We start from the raw sequence: 15,787 nt of genomic DNA, 5'->3' as shown, positions 1-15,787 counted from the left end.
CACGCGAAACGGGCCGCACGCGAAACGGGCCGCACGCGGCCGGGGCCGCGCGCCGCCCGTTCCTTCCGCGGCGCCTCAGCGGCGCTTGCGGCCGCCGTCCTGGGGCCCGGTGCCGTCGTCCCCGTCGTCGTATCCGCCGAACAGCTCGTCCGCGAGGGTCGGCAGGTCGTCCAGCGGGGTCTCCTCGGCCCAGTCCGAGCGGCGGCGCGGCCGGCCCCGCTCGTCGAGCTGGGGCAGCTCGCGGGTGACGTCGTTCGCCCCCGCTCCCCCGGTCTCGGGCCCGCCGGCCTCCGGCTCGTCCCGGAAGAAGTCCTGCGGCACCCGGTCCACCGGGTCGGCCCGCCGCCCGTCCCGCACGGGCGGCGGCACGGCGGTCTCGTCCGGGGCGGCGTCCCGCACCGGCGGCAGCACGGCCGTCTCGTCCGGGGCCGTGTCCCGGATCTGCGGCAGGACCGCGGTCTCGTCCGCCGGGGAACCGGCGCCCACCTGCGGGAGGACCGCCGTCTCGGCCTCGGGGCGGCGCGGGTCCTCCGCGCGGACCACCGGGGTCGGCACGGTGATCTCGTCCGGCGAGACGCCGGGGGCGCCGCCGTCCGCCGCGGGGGCCGGGGCCGCGCCGCCGGCCTTGCCGAGCTTCACGACGGGCGTCTGGACGGTCACCTCGGAGGCCGACTCCTCGGCGGCCCGCCGGGCGGCCGCGGCACGCTCCTCGGCGGCGGCGCGCTCGACGGCCGCACGCTCCTCGGCCGCGGCACGCTCGGCCTCCGCCTTCTCCCGGGCGGCCTTCTCGGCGGCGGCCCGCTCGGCGGCGGCGCGTCGTTCCGCCGCCGCGCGCTCGGCTGCGGCCCGCTCGGCGGCCTCCGCCGCGGCGGCCTTGGCGGCCCGCTCCGCGGCTGCCGCGGCCGCGGCCTCCTCGGCCGCCTTCGCGGCGGCGGCCGCCTCCGCGAGCCGGCGGGCCTCCTCCGCGCGGAGCAGGGCCTCCTCGGCCTTGCGCTGCTTCTCCTGGCGGAGCGCCTCGGCCTCGGCGCGGAGCCGGGCCTCCTCCTCGGCCTGCTTGCGGAGTCGTTCCTCCTCCTCGCGGCGGGCCTTCTCCTCGGCGGCGATCCGGCGGGCCTCCTCCTCGGCGGCGATCCGGGCCTCCTCGGCCTTGCGCCGGGCCTCCTCCGCCTGCCGCTCGGCCTCGAGGCGGCGGGCCTCCTCCTCCTCGCGCCGCTTGCGCTCCTCCTCCTCGGCGCGCAGTTTGGCGAGCTGGGCCTGGCGCTCGCGCTCCAGGCGCTCCTCCTCGGCCTTGCGGGCGGCCTCTTCCTCGGCCTTCCTGCGGGCCTCCTCCTCGGCCTTGCGGCGGGCCTCCTCGGCGGCCTTCACCTCGGCCTCGGAGAGGGGCAGCATCCGGTCGAGGCGGTGGCGGACGACGGTGGTGACGGCCTCGGGCTCCTGGCCCGCGTCGACGACGAGGTAGCGGCTCGGGTCGGCGGCGGCGAGGGCGAGGAAACCGGCCCGCACGCGCGCGTGGAACTCCGGCGGCTCCGACTCCAGCCGGTCCGGCGCCTCGGTGAACCGCTCCCGGGCGGTCTCCGGGGAGACGTCGAGGAGGACGGTCAGGTGCGGTACGAGGCCGCCGGTCGCCCAGCGGGAGATGCGGGCGATCTCGGTCGGGGAGAGGTCCCGGCCGGCGCCCTGGTAGGCGACGGACGAGTCGATGTACCGGTCGGTGAGGACGATGGCGCCGCGCTCCAGGGCGGGCCGGACCAGCGAGTCGACGTGCTCGGCGCGGTCGGCGGCGTACAGCAGCGCCTCCGCCCGGTTGGACAGGCCGGCCGAGGAGACGTCGAGCAGGATCGAGCGGAGCCGCTTGCCGATGGGGGTGGCGCCGGGCTCGCGGGTGACGACGACCTCGTGGCCCTTGGCGCGGATCCAGTCGGCGAGCGCCTGGACCTGGGTGGACTTGCCGGCGCCGTCGCCGCCCTCCAGGGCGATGAAGAAGCCGGTGGCGGCCGGGGCCTGGGCGGGGTCGGCGCCGCGCAGCGCGTCGCGCAGGTCGCGGCGGAGCGGTACGCCCGCGCGGTCGTCGGTCTTCGCGAGGACGAGCGCGGCGACGGGCAGCAGCAGCGCGCCGACGAGGGCGAGGGTGAAGGCGGCGCCGCCGTGGTCGAAGACGAACTTCCCGGAGTCGGAGACGAAGCGGTGGGGGCCGATCGCGGCGGCGAGCAGCGGAGCGGCGAGCGCGCCGAGGGCGATGCCCACGCGGGCGGTGGCCTGGAGGTGCGCGGTGGTGCGCTCGCGGCGCGGCTCCTCGGTCTCCTGGTCGATGAGGACGTGCCCGGTGTGGGCGGCGACCCCGGCGGCGTACCCGGCGAGGGCGGCGAGGAGGAGTACGGTCGCGGTGTCGGGCACGAGGCCGACGGCGATCAGGGCGACGCCGGTGACGGCGACGGCGAGGGCGAGGAACCGGCGCCGGGAGAGCACCGGCAGCACGGAGCGGGCGGTGCGGATGCCGACGGCGGTGCCGCCGCTGAGCGCGAGCACCAGCAGGGCGTAGGTGACGGGGCCGCCGCCGAGGTCGTAGGCGTGCAGGGCGGCGAGCGAGGCGGCCGCGCCGATGGCGCCGGCGACGGTGGCGCAGGCCAGGACGAGCAGCGGTACGGCTCCGGTGCGGCCCTTCTCGGCGGCGGGGCGGCGCAGCCCCTCCAGCGGCGAGCGAGGGCGCGGGGTCTGTCCGCCGGGCAGGGTCATCGCGGCGAGGACGCTGACGGAGGCGGCGAAGAGGCCGGCGGCGACGTAGGCGCCGAGGGCGGCCTGGTGGAGCGAGAACCAGTCGATGCCGGAGCCCAGCAGGTTGCCGACGAGGGTCGCGGCGAGCAGGACGGCGGCGGCGGCCGGGACGGCGAGGAAGGCGGTGCGCTGGGTGAGGGTGCGCAGGGCGCCGAGGTGGTCGGGAAGCGGCCGCACGGCGTCGCCCTCGACGGGCGCGGCGGGCAGCAGCGCGGGGGCGGCGCCGTCGCGGCAGACGGTCCACAGGCGTTCGGCGGCGCCGGTGAGGAAGACGGTGCCGAGCAGGAACCACAGGGCGTTGCCGGGGGTCCAGTCGATCCACAGGGGTGCGACGACGAGCAGCGCGATCCGCAGGCCGTCGGCGCCGAGCATGGTCCACCGCCGGTCGAGGGCGGCGCCGGGCGCGGTCAGGGTGGTGAGCGGGCCGAGCAGGACGGCGCCGAACAGGACGGTGGCGAGCAGCCGGGTGCCGACGACGGCGGCCACGGCGAAGGCGGCGCCCCGGTAGCCGCCTCCGAAGGCGCCCTCGGCCAGCGCGGCCTGGAGGCCGAGGAGGACGAGGACGAGGAGGCCGAGTGCGTCGCCGACCCCGCCGACGACCTGGGCGCTCCACAGCCGGCGCAGTGGCTGGTGGCGGACGAGGGCCCGTACGGCGCGCTCCCGGGAGTCCGCGACGAGGGCCGCGTCGGAGACGGGGGCGGCGCCGGGGGCGGGTGCTTCGGAGTCGCCCAGAAGCTCTGGCTGCTCTGCTCGCGTCATCCGTCCACCCTATCCGGACGGTCTGGCTCGACGGGTCCACAGCCGAACAAACGTAGGAAGGGCGGGAGCCTCCGCTCCCGCCCTTCCCCGGTGTCGCGTACCGGTGGACTACTCCGGCTCGACCGCCGCGGTCTTCTTCGCCGCGGTGGTCTTCTTCGCCGCCGTCGCCGTCGTCTTCTTGGCCGCCGTCTTCTTGGCGGCGGTGGTCTTGGCCGCGGTGGTCTTCTTCGCGGCCGTCTTCTTGGCCGCGGTCTTCTTCGCCGGGGCCTTCTTGGCGGTCTTCTTGGCCGGTCCCTTGGCGCGCTTCTCGGCGAGGAGCTCGTAGCCGCGCTCGGGCGTGATCGTCTCGACGCTGTCACCGGTGCGCAGGGTCGCGTTGGTCTCGCCGTCGGTGACGTACGGGCCGAAGCGGCCGTCCTTGACGACGACGGGCTTCTCGCTGACGGGGTCGGTGCCGAGTTCCTTCAGCGGCGGCTTGGCGGCGGCGCGGCCCCGCTGCTTGGGCTGGGAGTAGATCGCCAGCGCCTCCTCCAGCGTGATGCTGAAGAGCTGGTCCTCGCTGGTCAGGGACCGGGAGTCGGTGCCCTTCTTGAGGTAGGGGCCGTAGCGGCCGTTCTGCGCGGTGATCTCGACGCCCTCGGCGTCGGCGCCGACGACGCGCGGCAGCGACATCAGCCGGAGCGCGTCCTCCAGGGTGACGGTGTCCAGGGACATCGACTTGAAGAGGGAGGCGGTGCGCGGCTTGACCGCGTTCTTGCCGGTCTTCGGGGCGGACTCCGGGAGGACCTCGGTGACGTAGGGGCCGTAGCGGCCGTCCCTGGCGATGATCTGGTTGCCGCTGACGGGGTCGGCGCCGAGCTCGAAGTCGCCGCTGGGCTTGGCCAGCAGCTCCTCCGCGTAGGCGACGGTCAGCTCGTCGGGGGCGAGGTCCTCGGGGACGTCGGCCCGCTGGTGGCCCTCCTGGTCCTTCTCGCCGCGCTCGACGTAGGGGCCGTAGCGGCCGACGCGCAGCACGATGCCGTCGCCGACGGGGAAGGAGGAGATCTCGCGGGCGTCGATGGCGCCGAGGTCGGTGACGAGCTCCTTGAGGCCGCCGAGGTGGTCGCCGTCGCCGTTGCCCGCGTCGGCGGCGCCGCCGGAGCCCTCGCCCTCGCCGAAGTAGAAGCGCTTCAGCCACGGCACGGACTGGGCCTCGCCGCGCGCGATGCGGTCGAGGTCGTCCTCCATGCGGGCGGTGAAGTCGTAGTCGACGAGCCGGCCGAAGTGCTTCTCCAGCAGGTTGACGACGGCGAAGGAGAGGAAGGACGGCACGAGGGCCGTGCCCTTCTTGAAGACGTAGCCGCGGTCGAGGATGGTGCCGATGATCGAGGCGTAGGTCGACGGGCGGCCGATCTCGCGCTCCTCCAGCTCCTTGACCAGGGTGGCCTCGGTGTAGCGGGCGGGCGGCTTGGTGGCGTGGCCGTCGGCGGTGATCTCCTCGGCGCCGAGCGCGTCGCCCTCGGCGACCTGCGGGAGGCGCCGCTCGCGGTCGTCGAGCTCCGCGTTCGGGTCGTCGGCGCCCTCCACGTAGGCCTTCATGAAGCCGTGGAAGGTGATCGTCTTGCCGGAGGCCGAGAACTCGGCGTCGCGGCCGTCGGCGGAGGTGCCGCCGATCTTCACGGTGACGGAGTTGCCGGTGGCGTCCTTCATCTGGGAGGCGACGGTCCGCTTCCAGATGAGCTCGTAGAGGCGGAACTGGTCGCCGCTGAGGCCGGTCTCGGCCGGGGTGCGGAAACGATCACCCGAAGGCCGGATCGCCTCGTGCGCCTCCTGCGCGTTCTTGACCTTGCCGGCGTAGACGCGCGGCTTCTCCGGCAGGTAGTCGGCGCCGTACAGCTGCGTCACCTGGGCGCGGGCCGCGGCGACGGCGGTGTCGGAGAGCACGGTGGAGTCCGTACGCATGTAGGTGATGAAGCCGTTCTCGTACAGCTTCTGCGCCACCTGCATCGTCGCCTTGGCACCGAAGCCGAGCTTGCGGCTGGCCTCCTGCTGGAGGGTGGTGGTGCGGAAGGGCGCGTACGGGGAACGGCGGTACGGCTTCGACTCGACCGAGCGGACGGTGAAGCGGGTGTCGGCGAGGGAGGCGGCGAGCGCGCGGGCCCTCTCCTCGTCGAGGTGGAGCACGCTCTCGCTCTTCAGGCGGCCGTCGGCGCCGAAGTCACGGCCCTGTGCGACGCGCTTGCCGTCGACCGCGGCGAGGCGGGCGGTGAGGGAGGAGGGGTCGCTGGGGTCGCCGGGGCGACCGGTGGAGAAGGTGCCGGTGAGGTCCCAGTACTCGGCGGAGCGGAAGGCGATGCGCTCGCGCTCGCGCTCGACGACGAGCCGGGTGGCGACGGACTGCACGCGGCCGGCGGAGAGGCCGCGCATGACCTTCTTCCACAGGACCGGCGAGACCTCGTAGCCGTAGAGGCGGTCGAGGATGCGGCGGGTCTCCTGGGCGTCGACCATGCGCTTGTTCAGTTCGCGCGGGTTGGCGACGGCGGCCTGGATGGCGTCCTTGGTGATCTCGTGGAAGACCATCCGGTGGACGGGGACCTTGGGCTTGAGGACTTCCTGGAGGTGCCACGCGATGGCCTCGCCCTCGCGGTCCTCATCGGTGGCGAGGAAGAGCTCGTCCGACTCGGCCAGCAGGTCCTTCAACTTCTTGACCTGGGCCCTCTTGTCGGCGTTGACGACGTAGATGGGCTGGAAGTCGTGCTCGACGTCCACGCCGAGGCGGCGGACCTCGCCGGTGTACTTCTCCGGCACCTCGGCGGCGCCGCTGGGAAGGTCACGGATGTGCCCGACGCTCGCCTCGACGACGTAGCCGGGGCCGAGGTAGCCCTTGATCGTCTTCGCCTTGGCAGGCGACTCGACGATGACGAGTCGGCGGCCGCCGTGTGCGGTCTCGCTGGTCGGGGACAACTTCGCTCTTCTCTCCGGTCGACACTCTCCAGGCCCGTGCGGGCCCGTGCGGGCCAGGGGACTGGCCTGTACGGCGCTGGCAGCGCCACCTCAGCGCCGGTACGACGCTGGGCGCGCACGGCAGCGCCACGGACGGTGACGCTCCCGTCGCTGCGGAGTGTGACGGTACAACCCGCCCCCGTGTCAAACGGCGAAAGCCCGCAACGGCCACTCGAACGGTAACCCGACTCCTGCCCTTCCTGCCGCCCGGACCGTCGGACCGGCGGGGCGGCCGGGTGTGGAGCGCGTCTCAGCGGGGGCGCGGGGCGCGGCTCAGAGGCGGCCGAAGCACCAGAGGCCGAGGCCGAGGAGGAGCGCCCCGGTGAGGCCCGTGACGACGGCGGCGGCGCGCGGGGCGACGCCGAGCGCGACCGGCTCGCCCTGCCGGACGCGGACCGTGGTCCACAGCAGCAGCGCGCCCCCGAACAGCGCGAACGCCGTTCCCGCGAAGATCGCCGGCCCGCTCTCCATGCCCGTACCCGCTTCCCGTCCCGGCGGTGCGCCCGCGCGGTGGCCGTCTTCCTGAGGTGTCCTGGAAGGGAGGCTGACACCCCACGGCGTCAGGGACGCGAATTCCGGGTGAACGACGCGGGCGGGGCCGTCCGGTTTCACGAAGATGGCCGGTAGTGCCCCACTACTCCGTCCCCCGCGTGCCCGCTCCGCTCCTTACTCCTCCCCGGCCGGAACCCCGCCCTCCGCCGGAAGCAGGGACTCCGGGGTGAGGAAGCCCTCCTCGACGAGGAGCCGGATGGACTGCGGGGTGCGGTCCCGCAGCACCACCGGGTCCTCGCCCGTCAGCTGGGCGATCGCGTCGAGGATCCGGCCGGCGCTGAGGCTGCCGTCGCAGACGCCCGCGAAGCCGGCGCCCACGTGGTCGACCCGGGTGGCGCGGCGCATGCCCCGGTTCTGCCGGAGGACGACGTGCTCGGGGTCCTCCGCGCCGGGCAGCCCGACCTGCTCCTGGACGACCTCGGGGGCGAGGGTGAAGCTGTCCGCGAGCAGGGCGGCGTCGTCGTGGGTCCGGAGGTACTCCTGGCGCTCGAAGTGGGCGCGGACGGCGGGGCCGAGCGGCTGCTCCACCGGGTGCGGCCACTCCTCGACCACGATCGACGGCTCGGCCTTCCCGGCGGCCACCGCCGGGTCGCGGCGCAGGGTGATCCAGCCGAAGCCGATCGCCCTCGTCCCGCTCGCCGCGAAGGCGTCCAGCCAGCGGTCGTACGCCTCCCGGTACGCCTCGGGGCCGCCGCGGTGGTCGCCGCTGTCGCGCAGCCACAGCTCGGTGTACTGGGTGACGTCCTGCACCTCGCGCTGGACGATCCAGGCGTCGCAGCCACGGGGCACCCAGGAGCGGAGCCGGTCCTGCCACTCCTCGCCGTCGACGTGCTGCCAGTTGGCGAGGAACTGGGCGTACCCGCCGTCGTTCAGCCGCTCGCCGGCCTGCTGGACGAGGGTGCGGCACAGGTCGTCGCCGCTCATCCCGCCGTCCCGGTAGGTGAGGCCGGCGCCGGGGGAGATCACGAAGGGCGGGTTGGAGACGATCAGGTCGTACGTGTCGCCGTCGACCGGCTCGTAGAGCGAGCCCTCCAGGAGCTCGGCCTCGCGGGCCCCGGAGAGGGCGAGCGTGAGCCGCGTGAAGTCCAGCGCCCGGGGGTTCAGGTCGGTGGCGGTGACCAGGGTGGCGTGCCGGGCGGCGTGCAGGGCCTGGATGCCGGAGCCGGTGCCGAGGTCGAGCGCGGTGGCGACCGGGGTGCGGACGGTGATGCCGGCGAGGGTGGTGGAGGCCCCGCCGACGCCGAGGACGACGCCCTCCTCCTTGCGGCCGATGCCGCCGGCGCCGCCGACGGCACAGCCCAGGTCGGAGACGATGAACCAGTCCTCGCCGTCCGGGCCGCCGTACGGCCGGACGTCGACGGTGGCGCGCACGGTGCCGTCCTCCCGGACCACCCAGCCGCCGGCCAGGGCCTCGTCGAGCGGGAGGGCGGCGGCGGCCCGGTCGGACCCGACGGCCTCCTGGAGCAGGAAGAGCCGGACGAGGGTCTCCAGCGGGGAGTCGCCGCGGGTGGCGCGCAGGGCGGGCACGGTCTCGCTGCGGGCGAGCGCCGCGTAGGCGGGGGCGCCGAGCAGGTCGAGCAGACCGTCGGCGGTGAAGTCCGCGGCGAGCAGGGCCTCGCGCAGTCGGGCGGCGTGCGCGGGCACCGGAAGGCTGGTGGTCAGGCTGGTCGTACTCACGCGCTCCATTGTGACGGCCGCCACCGACGATCCGGACACCGACAAGCCCGACGCCCCGCACACCGACAGCCCGACGCCCCGGCCGCCCACAGCCCGAAGCCCCTGCCTCCGGAAGCCCGGCGACACGGCCGTGGGAAGCCCGGCGGCACGGCCACAGGCGGCCGGGCGGCACGGACACCGGTGGCCCTGGCGCCGACGGCCGGGCGGCACGGACGCCGCCCGGACGGCCGGGTCACCGTGCGGGGACTACGACTCCGCGGAGGCGGAGGCCTTCGCCTTCGGCGCGGCGGAGGCGGTCGGCGCGGCCGTGGTGCCCGCCTCGGGCGCGGCGGAGCCGGTCGGCGTCTTCGGCGCCGACGGGGTCGGCTTCTGGCAGCCCGGCTGCTTGGCCATGGCCTGGCCCAGTTCGCCGTCCTCCAGGTTGGCCAGCGCGTTCTGGTCCATCTTCTCGATCTTGGTGAGGCCGTCGGCGACGTCCTTCAGCCCCTCGGCGAACTTCTGCTGGTTGGTCGGGTCGAGCGCGTCGACCTGCTTCTTCAGCCCGTCGTAGGCGACGGCGGTCGCGTTGAGCTCCGCGATGACGTCCTTCTGGACCTTCTCGCCGTTCTCGACCGGCGGGACGCCGGCGCTCTCCACGGCCTTGGCCAGCGCCCGGTCGGCGTCCGCGATGTCCTTGAACGCCTTGGAGTCGGCGGCCTGGATCTCCGCCGGACGGCTGTCCGCCGCGGTCGAGATGATGATCTGGTGGGCGTCGGCCCGCTTCTGGATCTGCGGCTTCGCCTGGTCGCAGAACGACTTGGCCCAGTCGTTGACCTTGTCGCCCTCGTCCTCGCTGCAACCGGACAGCACGAGCACCAGTACCGCACCGCCGGACAGCGCTGCCGCAAGCTTCTTGTTCACCGGATCGGTCCCTTCCAAGACTCTCGGCCCCGGAACATACACGGCGCGCGGGCGACTTCCACCTTTCGTACGAGTGATTCATCCCGTGTTGAATCCGTTTGACCCAAGCGGGACAGGGCCTCCGGGCACGCGCGCCGTCCCGGAAATGAGACGGACGCCACGTCAGGCGACGGCCACCGTGCGCCGCTTGGAGGCGCGGACAGCGACGGCCACCACGAGCAGCGCCAGGACCGCGATCCCGGCCCGCGCCCACGCGTTCGCGTCATCGCCGTAGCCGAAGCGCACCACGGCCGGGGCGATCAGCAGCGCCACCAGGTTCATCACCTTCAGGAGCGGGTTGATCGCCGGACCGGCGGTGTCCTTGAACGGGTCGCCCACGGTGTCGCCGATCACCGTCGCCTCGTGCGCGGGGCTCCCCTTGCCGCCGTGGTGGCCGTCCTCGACCAGCTTCTTCGCGTTGTCCCAGGCGCCGCCCGAGTTGGCGAGGAAGACCGCCATCAGCGCGCCGGTGCCGATCGCCCCGGCCAGGTACGCGCCGAGCGGTCCGACGCCGAGCGCGAAGCCGACGGCGACCGGGGCGGTGACGGCGAGCAGCCCGGGCGTGGCGAGTTCGCGGAGCGCGTCCCTGGTGCAGATGTCGACGACCCGCCCGTACTCGGGGGTCTCGCTGCCGTCCATGATCCCCGGGTGCTCGCGGAACTGCCTGCGCACCTCGTACACCACCGAACCGGCCGACCGCGAGACGGCGTTGACGGCCAGTCCGGAGAAGAGGAAGACGACGGCCGCGCCGAGGATCAGGCCGACGAGGTTGTTGGGCTGGGAGACGTCCATGGAGAGGGTCAGCTCGCCCGCCCTCGCGCCGACCTCGGCGACCGAGGTGGCGATGGCGTCCCGGTAGGAGCCGAAGAGCGCGGCGGCGGCGAGGACGGCGGTCGCGATCGCGATGCCCTTGGTGATCGCCTTGGTGGTGTTGCCGACCGCGTCCAGCTCGGTGAGGACCTGCGCGCCGGCGCCCCGCACGTCCCCCGACATCTCCGCGATGCCCTGCGCGTTGTCGGAGACCGGGCCGAAGGTGTCCATGGCGACGATCACGCCGACCGTGGTGAGCAGCCCCGTCCCGGCGAGTGCGACCGCGAAGAGCGCCAGCATCACGGAGGCGCCGCCGAGGAGGAAGGCGCCGTAGACGGCGAGGGCGATGAGGAGCGCCGCGTAGACGGCGGACTCCAGGCCGATGGCGACGCCGGCGAGGACGACGGTGGCGGGGCCGGTGAGCGCGGAGCGGCCGATGTCCTGGACGGGACGCCGGCCGGTCTCGGTGAAGTAGCCGGTGAGCCGCTGGATGAGCGCGGCGAGCAGGATCCCGATGGCGACGGCGACGAGGGCGAGGACCCGGGGGTCGCCGTCGTGTGCGGTCAGGCCGGGCTCGGTGACGCCGGCCAGCCCGGCGTAGGTCGACGGCAGGTAGACGAAGGCGGCGACCGCGACGAGGACGAGGGAGACGACCGCGGAGAGGAAGAAGCCCCGGTCGACGGCGCGCATCCCGCCCCGGTCGGAGCGCCGGGGCGCGACGGCGAGGATGCCGACGACGGCGGTGAGGACGCCGATCGCGGGCACGACCAGCGGGAAGACCAGACCGTGGTCGCCGAAGGCGGCCTTGCCGAGGATGAGGGCCGCGACCAGGGTGACGGCGTACGACTCGAAGAGGTCGGCGGCCATGCCCGCGCAGTCGCCGACGTTGTCGCCCACGTTGTCGGCGATGGTGGCGGCGTTGCGCGGGTCGTCCTCGGGGATGCCCTGCTCGACCTTGCCGACCAGGTCGGCGCCGACGTCGGCGGCCTTGGTGAAGATGCCGCCGCCGACCCGCATGAACATGGCGATGAGGGCGGCGCCGAGGCCGAAGCCCTCCAGGACCTTGGGCGCGTCGGCGGCGTAGACGAGGACGACGCAGGCCGCACCGAGCAGCCCGAGGCCGACCGTGGACATGCCGACGGTCCCGCCGGTGCGGAAGGCGATCCGCATGGCCCGGCGGGCCGCCTCGGCGGGGTCCCGGCCGGGTTCGCCGGGGGCCGGGGCGGCCTCCCGGGCGGCCGCCGCGACCCGGACGTTGGCGCGGACGGCGAGCCGCATCCCGACGTATCCGGTGGCGGCCGAGAACAACGCCCCGACCAGGAAGAACAGCGACCGGCCGACCCGCTGCGACCAGGAATCGGCGGGCAGCGCCATGAGCAGGAGGAAGACGACGACGGCGAAGAGGGCGATGGTCCGCAGCTGGCGGGCGAGGTAGGCGTTGGCGCCCTCCTGCACGGCGGCGGCGATCCGCCGCATCGCCGGGGTGCCCTCGTCGGCCCTGAGCACCTGGCGGCCGAAGAGCCGGGCGGTGACCAGTGCGGCGAGGGCGACCCCGGCGATGACGGCGACGATCGTCCGGTTCCCGCTGGTGAGCACCGCCGCGGCGAGGGCGGCGGAGGCCTGGGCCATTTCCGGTTCCGGGTGCATGGGCACGGATCATAGGCAGCCGAAGCCGGACAAAACGCCTTCCGTAGGCGGCACTCCGCCGGAATCCATCGATTGCCCCGGGGAGTGCGCGCGAAGGACCGCTCCGGGCACCCCGCGCACGGGAAGGGGCCCCGCCGTGCGGCGGGGCCCCTTCCCCCACGTGTCCGTCCCCCGGGGCGCGGAGCGCGCGGGGGCCGCGGAGTCAGGACAGGACGTCCGCGTCCGTCTCCGCCAGAGCGGTGGGCCAGGTCATCCGGATGGTGCCGCCGTCGTCGCCGGCGGTCACCTCGACGTCGTCGACGAGCCCGCGGATCACCGCGAGACCCATCTCGTCCTCGCCGTCGGCCTCGTCCGCGGCCTCCGCCGGAGCCCCGGCGCGCGCGCCGGGAACACCGCCGGCCGCACCCGCACCGGGCACCTCGTCACCGACCTCGATGGAGAACGTCTTCTCCTCGTCGGTCAGCACGACCCTGATGGGCGTGGCGACGCCGTTGCCGCGGTGCAGCCCGACCGCGCGGGAACACGCCTCGCCGACGGCGAGACGCACCTCGTCGAGAACCGCCTCGTCCACCCCGGCCCGGCGGGCGACCGCGGCCGCCACCAGGCGGGCCGTACGGACGTGCTCGGGCTGGGCGCTGAAGCGGAGTTCCACGGTGGCCATGGGATCCCCCCGGTCAGTCGACCGCGTTGACGGCCTCGTCGACCGAGGTGTGGATCGGGAAGACCTTGGTGAGGCCCGTGATCCGGAAGATCTTGAGAATGCGCTCCTGGTTGCAGACCAGGCGCAGCGAGCCCTCATGGGCACGCACCCGCTTCAAGCCGCCCACGAGCACGCCGAGACCGGTGGAGTCGAGGAAGTCCACTCCCTCCATGTCGACGACCAGGTGGTAACTGCCGTCGTTCACCAACTCGACCAACTGCTCGCGCAGCTTGGGCGCGGTATAAACATCAATCTCGCCACCGACCTCGACGACCGTACGGTCGCCGCCAGCTCCGGGCACAGTGCGAGTCGACAGGGACAGGTCCACGGATCCTCCAGCACCTTGCTATCGGGCGTTCGCCCCCTCGGATCTCCCGGGCGGAGTCGGAGAACGAATCGCCAGCCGCAATGGCATTCAATCACTTACCAGCAACCATGCACGACGCCTTGGAAGCATTGTCCGTCACGCCGGTGACACACTCGGTGCCGATGGCCACGAATCACCACACCGCTCGACCCGCCGGAGACACGGGCAGCCGCCCCTCCCCGCACCGGGTCCTCGAACGGCTCACCTCCGGCGAGAGCCGGGCCGCGCGCATCACTCATATGGAGCACATGCCCGCCCGGACGGGCCGCCATGCGGTCTGGCCCGACCGCATCCGGTCCGAGGTGATCGCGGCGGTCCGGGCGGCCGGCATCGAGCACCCCTGGGCCCATCAGGCCGAGGCCACCGAGCACGCCCTCGACGGCGCGTCCGTGGTGATCGCCACGGGAACCGCCTCGGGCAAGTCGCTCGCCTACCTCGCCCCCGTCCTCTCCACCCTCCTGGACGGCGCGGAGGCCGCGAACGGGCGCGGCACGACCGCGCTCTACCTCTCCCCCACCAAGGCCCTCGCCGCCGACCAGCGCCGCGCCGTCCGGGAGCTGGCCGCCCCGCTCGGCAACCGGATCCGGCCCGCCGTCTACGACGGCGACACCCCGTTCGAGGAACGCGAGTGGGTCCGCCAGTACGCGAACTACGTCCTCACCAACCCCGACATGCTGCACCGGGGCATCCTCCCGTCCCACCCCAGGTGGTCCTCCTTCCTCCGCTCCCTGCGGTACGTCGTCATCGACGAGTGCCACACCTACCGGGGCGTCTTCGGCTCCCACGTCGCCCAGGTCCTGCGCCGGCTGCGCCGGGTCTGCGCCCGGTACGGCTCCGATCCGGTCTTCCTCCTCGCCTCCGCCACCTCCGCCGACCCGGCCCGCGCCGCCGCCCGGCTCACCGGCCTGCCCGTCACCGAGGTCTCCGACGACGCCTCCCCGCGCGGCGAGCTGGTCTTCGCCCTGTGGGAGCCGCCCCTCACCGAGCTCCAGGGCGAGCGCGGCGCGCCGGTCCGCCGGACCGCCACCGCCGAGACCGCCGACCTGCTCACCGACCTCACCCGGCAGGGCGTCCGCACGGTCGCCTTCGTCCGCTCCCGGCGCGGCGCCGAGCTGATCTCGGTGATCGCCCAGGAACGCCTCGCCGAGACCGACCGGGCGCTCGCCCGGCGGGTCGCCGCCTACCGGGGCGGCTACCTGCCCGAGGAGCGGCGCGCCCTGGAGCGGGCGCTGCACTCCGGGGAACTCCTCGGCCTCGCCGCCACCACCGCCCTGGAACTGGGCGTGGACGTCTCGGGCCTCGACGCCGTCCTCATCGCCGGCTACCCCGGCACCCGTGCCTCGCTGTGGCAGCAGGCCGGCCGGGCGGGCCGCTCCGGCGAGGGCGCCCTCGCCGTCATGATCGCCCGCGACGACCCGCTGGACACCTTCCTCGTCCACCACCCCGAGGCGATCTTCGACCAGCCGGTCGAGTCGACCGTCCTGGACCCCGACAACCCCTACGTCCTCGCCCCCCACCTGTGCGCCGCCGCCTCCGAACTCCCCCTCACCGAGGACGACCTGGCCCTCTTCGGCCCCGCCGCGCCCGGCCTCATGCCCCAGCTGGAGGCGGCCGGCCTGCTGCGCCGCCGCACCGGCGGCTGGTACTGGACCCGCCGCGAGCGGGCCGCCGACCTCGCCGACATCCGGGGCGGCGGCGGCAGCCCCGTCCGGATCGTCGAGGAGGGCACCGGCCGGCTCCTCGGCACGGTCGACGAGGCCGCCTCCCACACCGCCGTCCACGAGGGCGCCGTCCACCTCCACCAGGGCCGCACCTACCTGGTGAGGAAGCTGGACCTGGAGGACTCCGTCGCCCTCGTCGAGGAGGCCGTCCCGCCGTACTCGACCGTCGCCCGCGACACCACCTCGATCCGCGTCCTGGAGACCGACACCGAGATCCCCTGGGGCTCGGGCCGCCTCTGCTACGGCTCCGTCGAGGTCACCAACCAGGTCGTCTCCTTCCTGCGCCGCCGGCTGATCACGGGCGAGGTGCTGGGCGAGACCAAGCTCGACCTGCCGCCCCGCACCCTGCGCACCCGAGCCGTGTGGTGGACGGTGACCGAGGACCAGCTCGACTCCGCCCGGATCACCCCGGAGATCCTCGGCGGCGCGCTGCACGCCGCCGAGCACGCCTCCATCGGCATGCTGCCGCTCTTCGCCACCTGCGACCGCTGGGACATCGGCGGCGTCTCCGTCCCGCTCCACCCGGACACCCTGCTGCCGACCGTCTTCGTGTACGACGGGCATCCCGGCGGCGCCGGGTTCGCGGAGCGCGCCTTCCACACCGCCCGGGCCTGGCTCACCGCCACCCGCGAGGCGATCGCCTCCTGCGAGTGCGAGGCGGGCTGCCCCTCCTGCATCCAGTCCCCCAAGTGCGGCAACGGCAACGATCCGCTCCACAAACGGGGCGCCGTCCGCCTCCTCACGGAACTCCTCCGCGAGGCCCCGGAGACACCTGGGGCGCCGGCGCCTCCTGCGCCGTCCGAAGCCCCGGAACGGCCTGAGGCGCCGCAGCAGCAGGGTCCGCCGCCCGGGCCCTGACCC

The 15,787-nt window shown here is 74.4% G+C and carries 9 protein-coding genes; 1 reads left to right on the top strand and 8 read right to left on the bottom strand.

Annotation, left to right across the window (positions count from 1 at the left end):
* Positions 1–75 precede the first annotated feature (75 nt).
* The 8 genes from tmk to IE287_RS12900 all read right to left on the bottom strand — a co-directional run bounded on the left by tmk (position 76) and on the right by IE287_RS12900 (position 13,166).
* On the bottom strand, positions 76–3,531 hold the full coding sequence (tmk, locus tag IE287_RS12935) for a dTMP kinase (protein WP_189849131.1): 3,456 nt from the start codon (positions 3,529–3,531) through the stop codon (positions 76–78).
* A gap of 108 nt (positions 3,532–3,639) precedes the next feature.
* Complete coding sequence (topA, locus tag IE287_RS12930; protein ID WP_189849130.1) at positions 3,640–6,474, bottom strand: type I DNA topoisomerase; 2,835 nt, start codon at positions 6,472–6,474, stop codon at positions 3,640–3,642.
* A gap of 312 nt (positions 6,475–6,786) precedes the next feature.
* The gene (locus IE287_RS12925; protein WP_189849129.1) at positions 6,787–6,984 is read right to left on the bottom strand and encodes a hypothetical protein; all 198 of its coding nucleotides are present in this window, start codon (positions 6,982–6,984) and stop codon (positions 6,787–6,789) included.
* A gap of 195 nt (positions 6,985–7,179) precedes the next feature.
* On the bottom strand, positions 7,180–8,751 hold the full coding sequence (locus IE287_RS12920; protein WP_189849128.1) for a DUF7059 domain-containing protein: 1,572 nt from the start codon (positions 8,749–8,751) through the stop codon (positions 7,180–7,182).
* Positions 8,752–8,988: 237 nt separating this feature from the next.
* Positions 8,989–9,642 (bottom strand): small secreted protein, encoded by a 654-nt coding sequence (locus IE287_RS12915; protein WP_189849127.1) that lies wholly within the window; start codon positions 9,640–9,642, stop codon positions 8,989–8,991.
* A 162-nt stretch (positions 9,643–9,804) separates the two neighbouring features.
* Entirely contained in the window at positions 9,805–12,138 is a 2,334-nt protein-coding gene (locus tag IE287_RS12910) for a sodium-translocating pyrophosphatase (RefSeq protein ID WP_189849126.1), read from the bottom strand.
* Positions 12,139–12,340: 202 nt separating this feature from the next.
* Positions 12,341–12,799, bottom strand: coding sequence for an ATP-binding protein (locus tag IE287_RS12905; RefSeq protein WP_189849125.1), 459 nt, complete (start codon positions 12,797–12,799; stop codon positions 12,341–12,343).
* 13 nt (positions 12,800–12,812) lie between these two features.
* Positions 12,813–13,166 (bottom strand): STAS domain-containing protein, encoded by a 354-nt coding sequence (locus IE287_RS12900; RefSeq protein WP_030749286.1) that lies wholly within the window; start codon positions 13,164–13,166, stop codon positions 12,813–12,815.
* Between the two features lie 80 nt (positions 13,167–13,246).
* Between IE287_RS12900 and sftH the strand changes: the two genes are divergently transcribed.
* Positions 13,247–15,784, top strand: coding sequence for a DEAD/DEAH box helicase (gene sftH, locus IE287_RS12895; protein ID WP_229883449.1), 2,538 nt, complete (start codon positions 13,247–13,249; stop codon positions 15,782–15,784).
* Positions 15,785–15,787: the final 3 nt, after the last annotated feature.

The sequence above is a fragment of the Streptomyces omiyaensis genome, from assembly GCF_014650895.1.
Taxonomy (GTDB): Bacteria; Actinomycetota; Actinomycetes; order Streptomycetales; family Streptomycetaceae; genus Streptomyces; species Streptomyces omiyaensis.
Note: the sequence above shows the minus strand (reverse complement) of the source record. Positions and strands in the feature narration are given on the sequence as shown.

Bases quoted from the DNA above. Each gene is read 5' to 3' on its own strand.
- tmk (WP_189849131.1), bottom strand. From the start codon at position 3,531: ATGACGCGAGCAGAGCAGCCAGAGCTTCTGGGCGACTCCGAAGCACCC.
- IE287_RS12925 (WP_189849129.1), bottom strand. From the start codon at position 6,984: ATGGAGAGCGGGCCGGCGATCTTCGCGGGAACGGCGTTCGCGCTGTTC.
- IE287_RS12920 (WP_189849128.1), bottom strand. From the start codon at position 8,751: ATGGAGCGCGTGAGTACGACCAGCCTGACCACCAGCCTTCCGGTGCCC.
- IE287_RS12910 (WP_189849126.1), bottom strand. From the start codon at position 12,138: ATGCACCCGGAACCGGAAATGGCCCAGGCCTCCGCCGCCCTCGCCGCG.
- IE287_RS12905 (WP_189849125.1), bottom strand. From the start codon at position 12,799: ATGGCCACCGTGGAACTCCGCTTCAGCGCCCAGCCCGAGCACGTCCGT.
- sftH (WP_229883449.1), top strand. From the start codon at position 13,247: ATGGCATTCAATCACTTACCAGCAACCATGCACGACGCCTTGGAAGCA.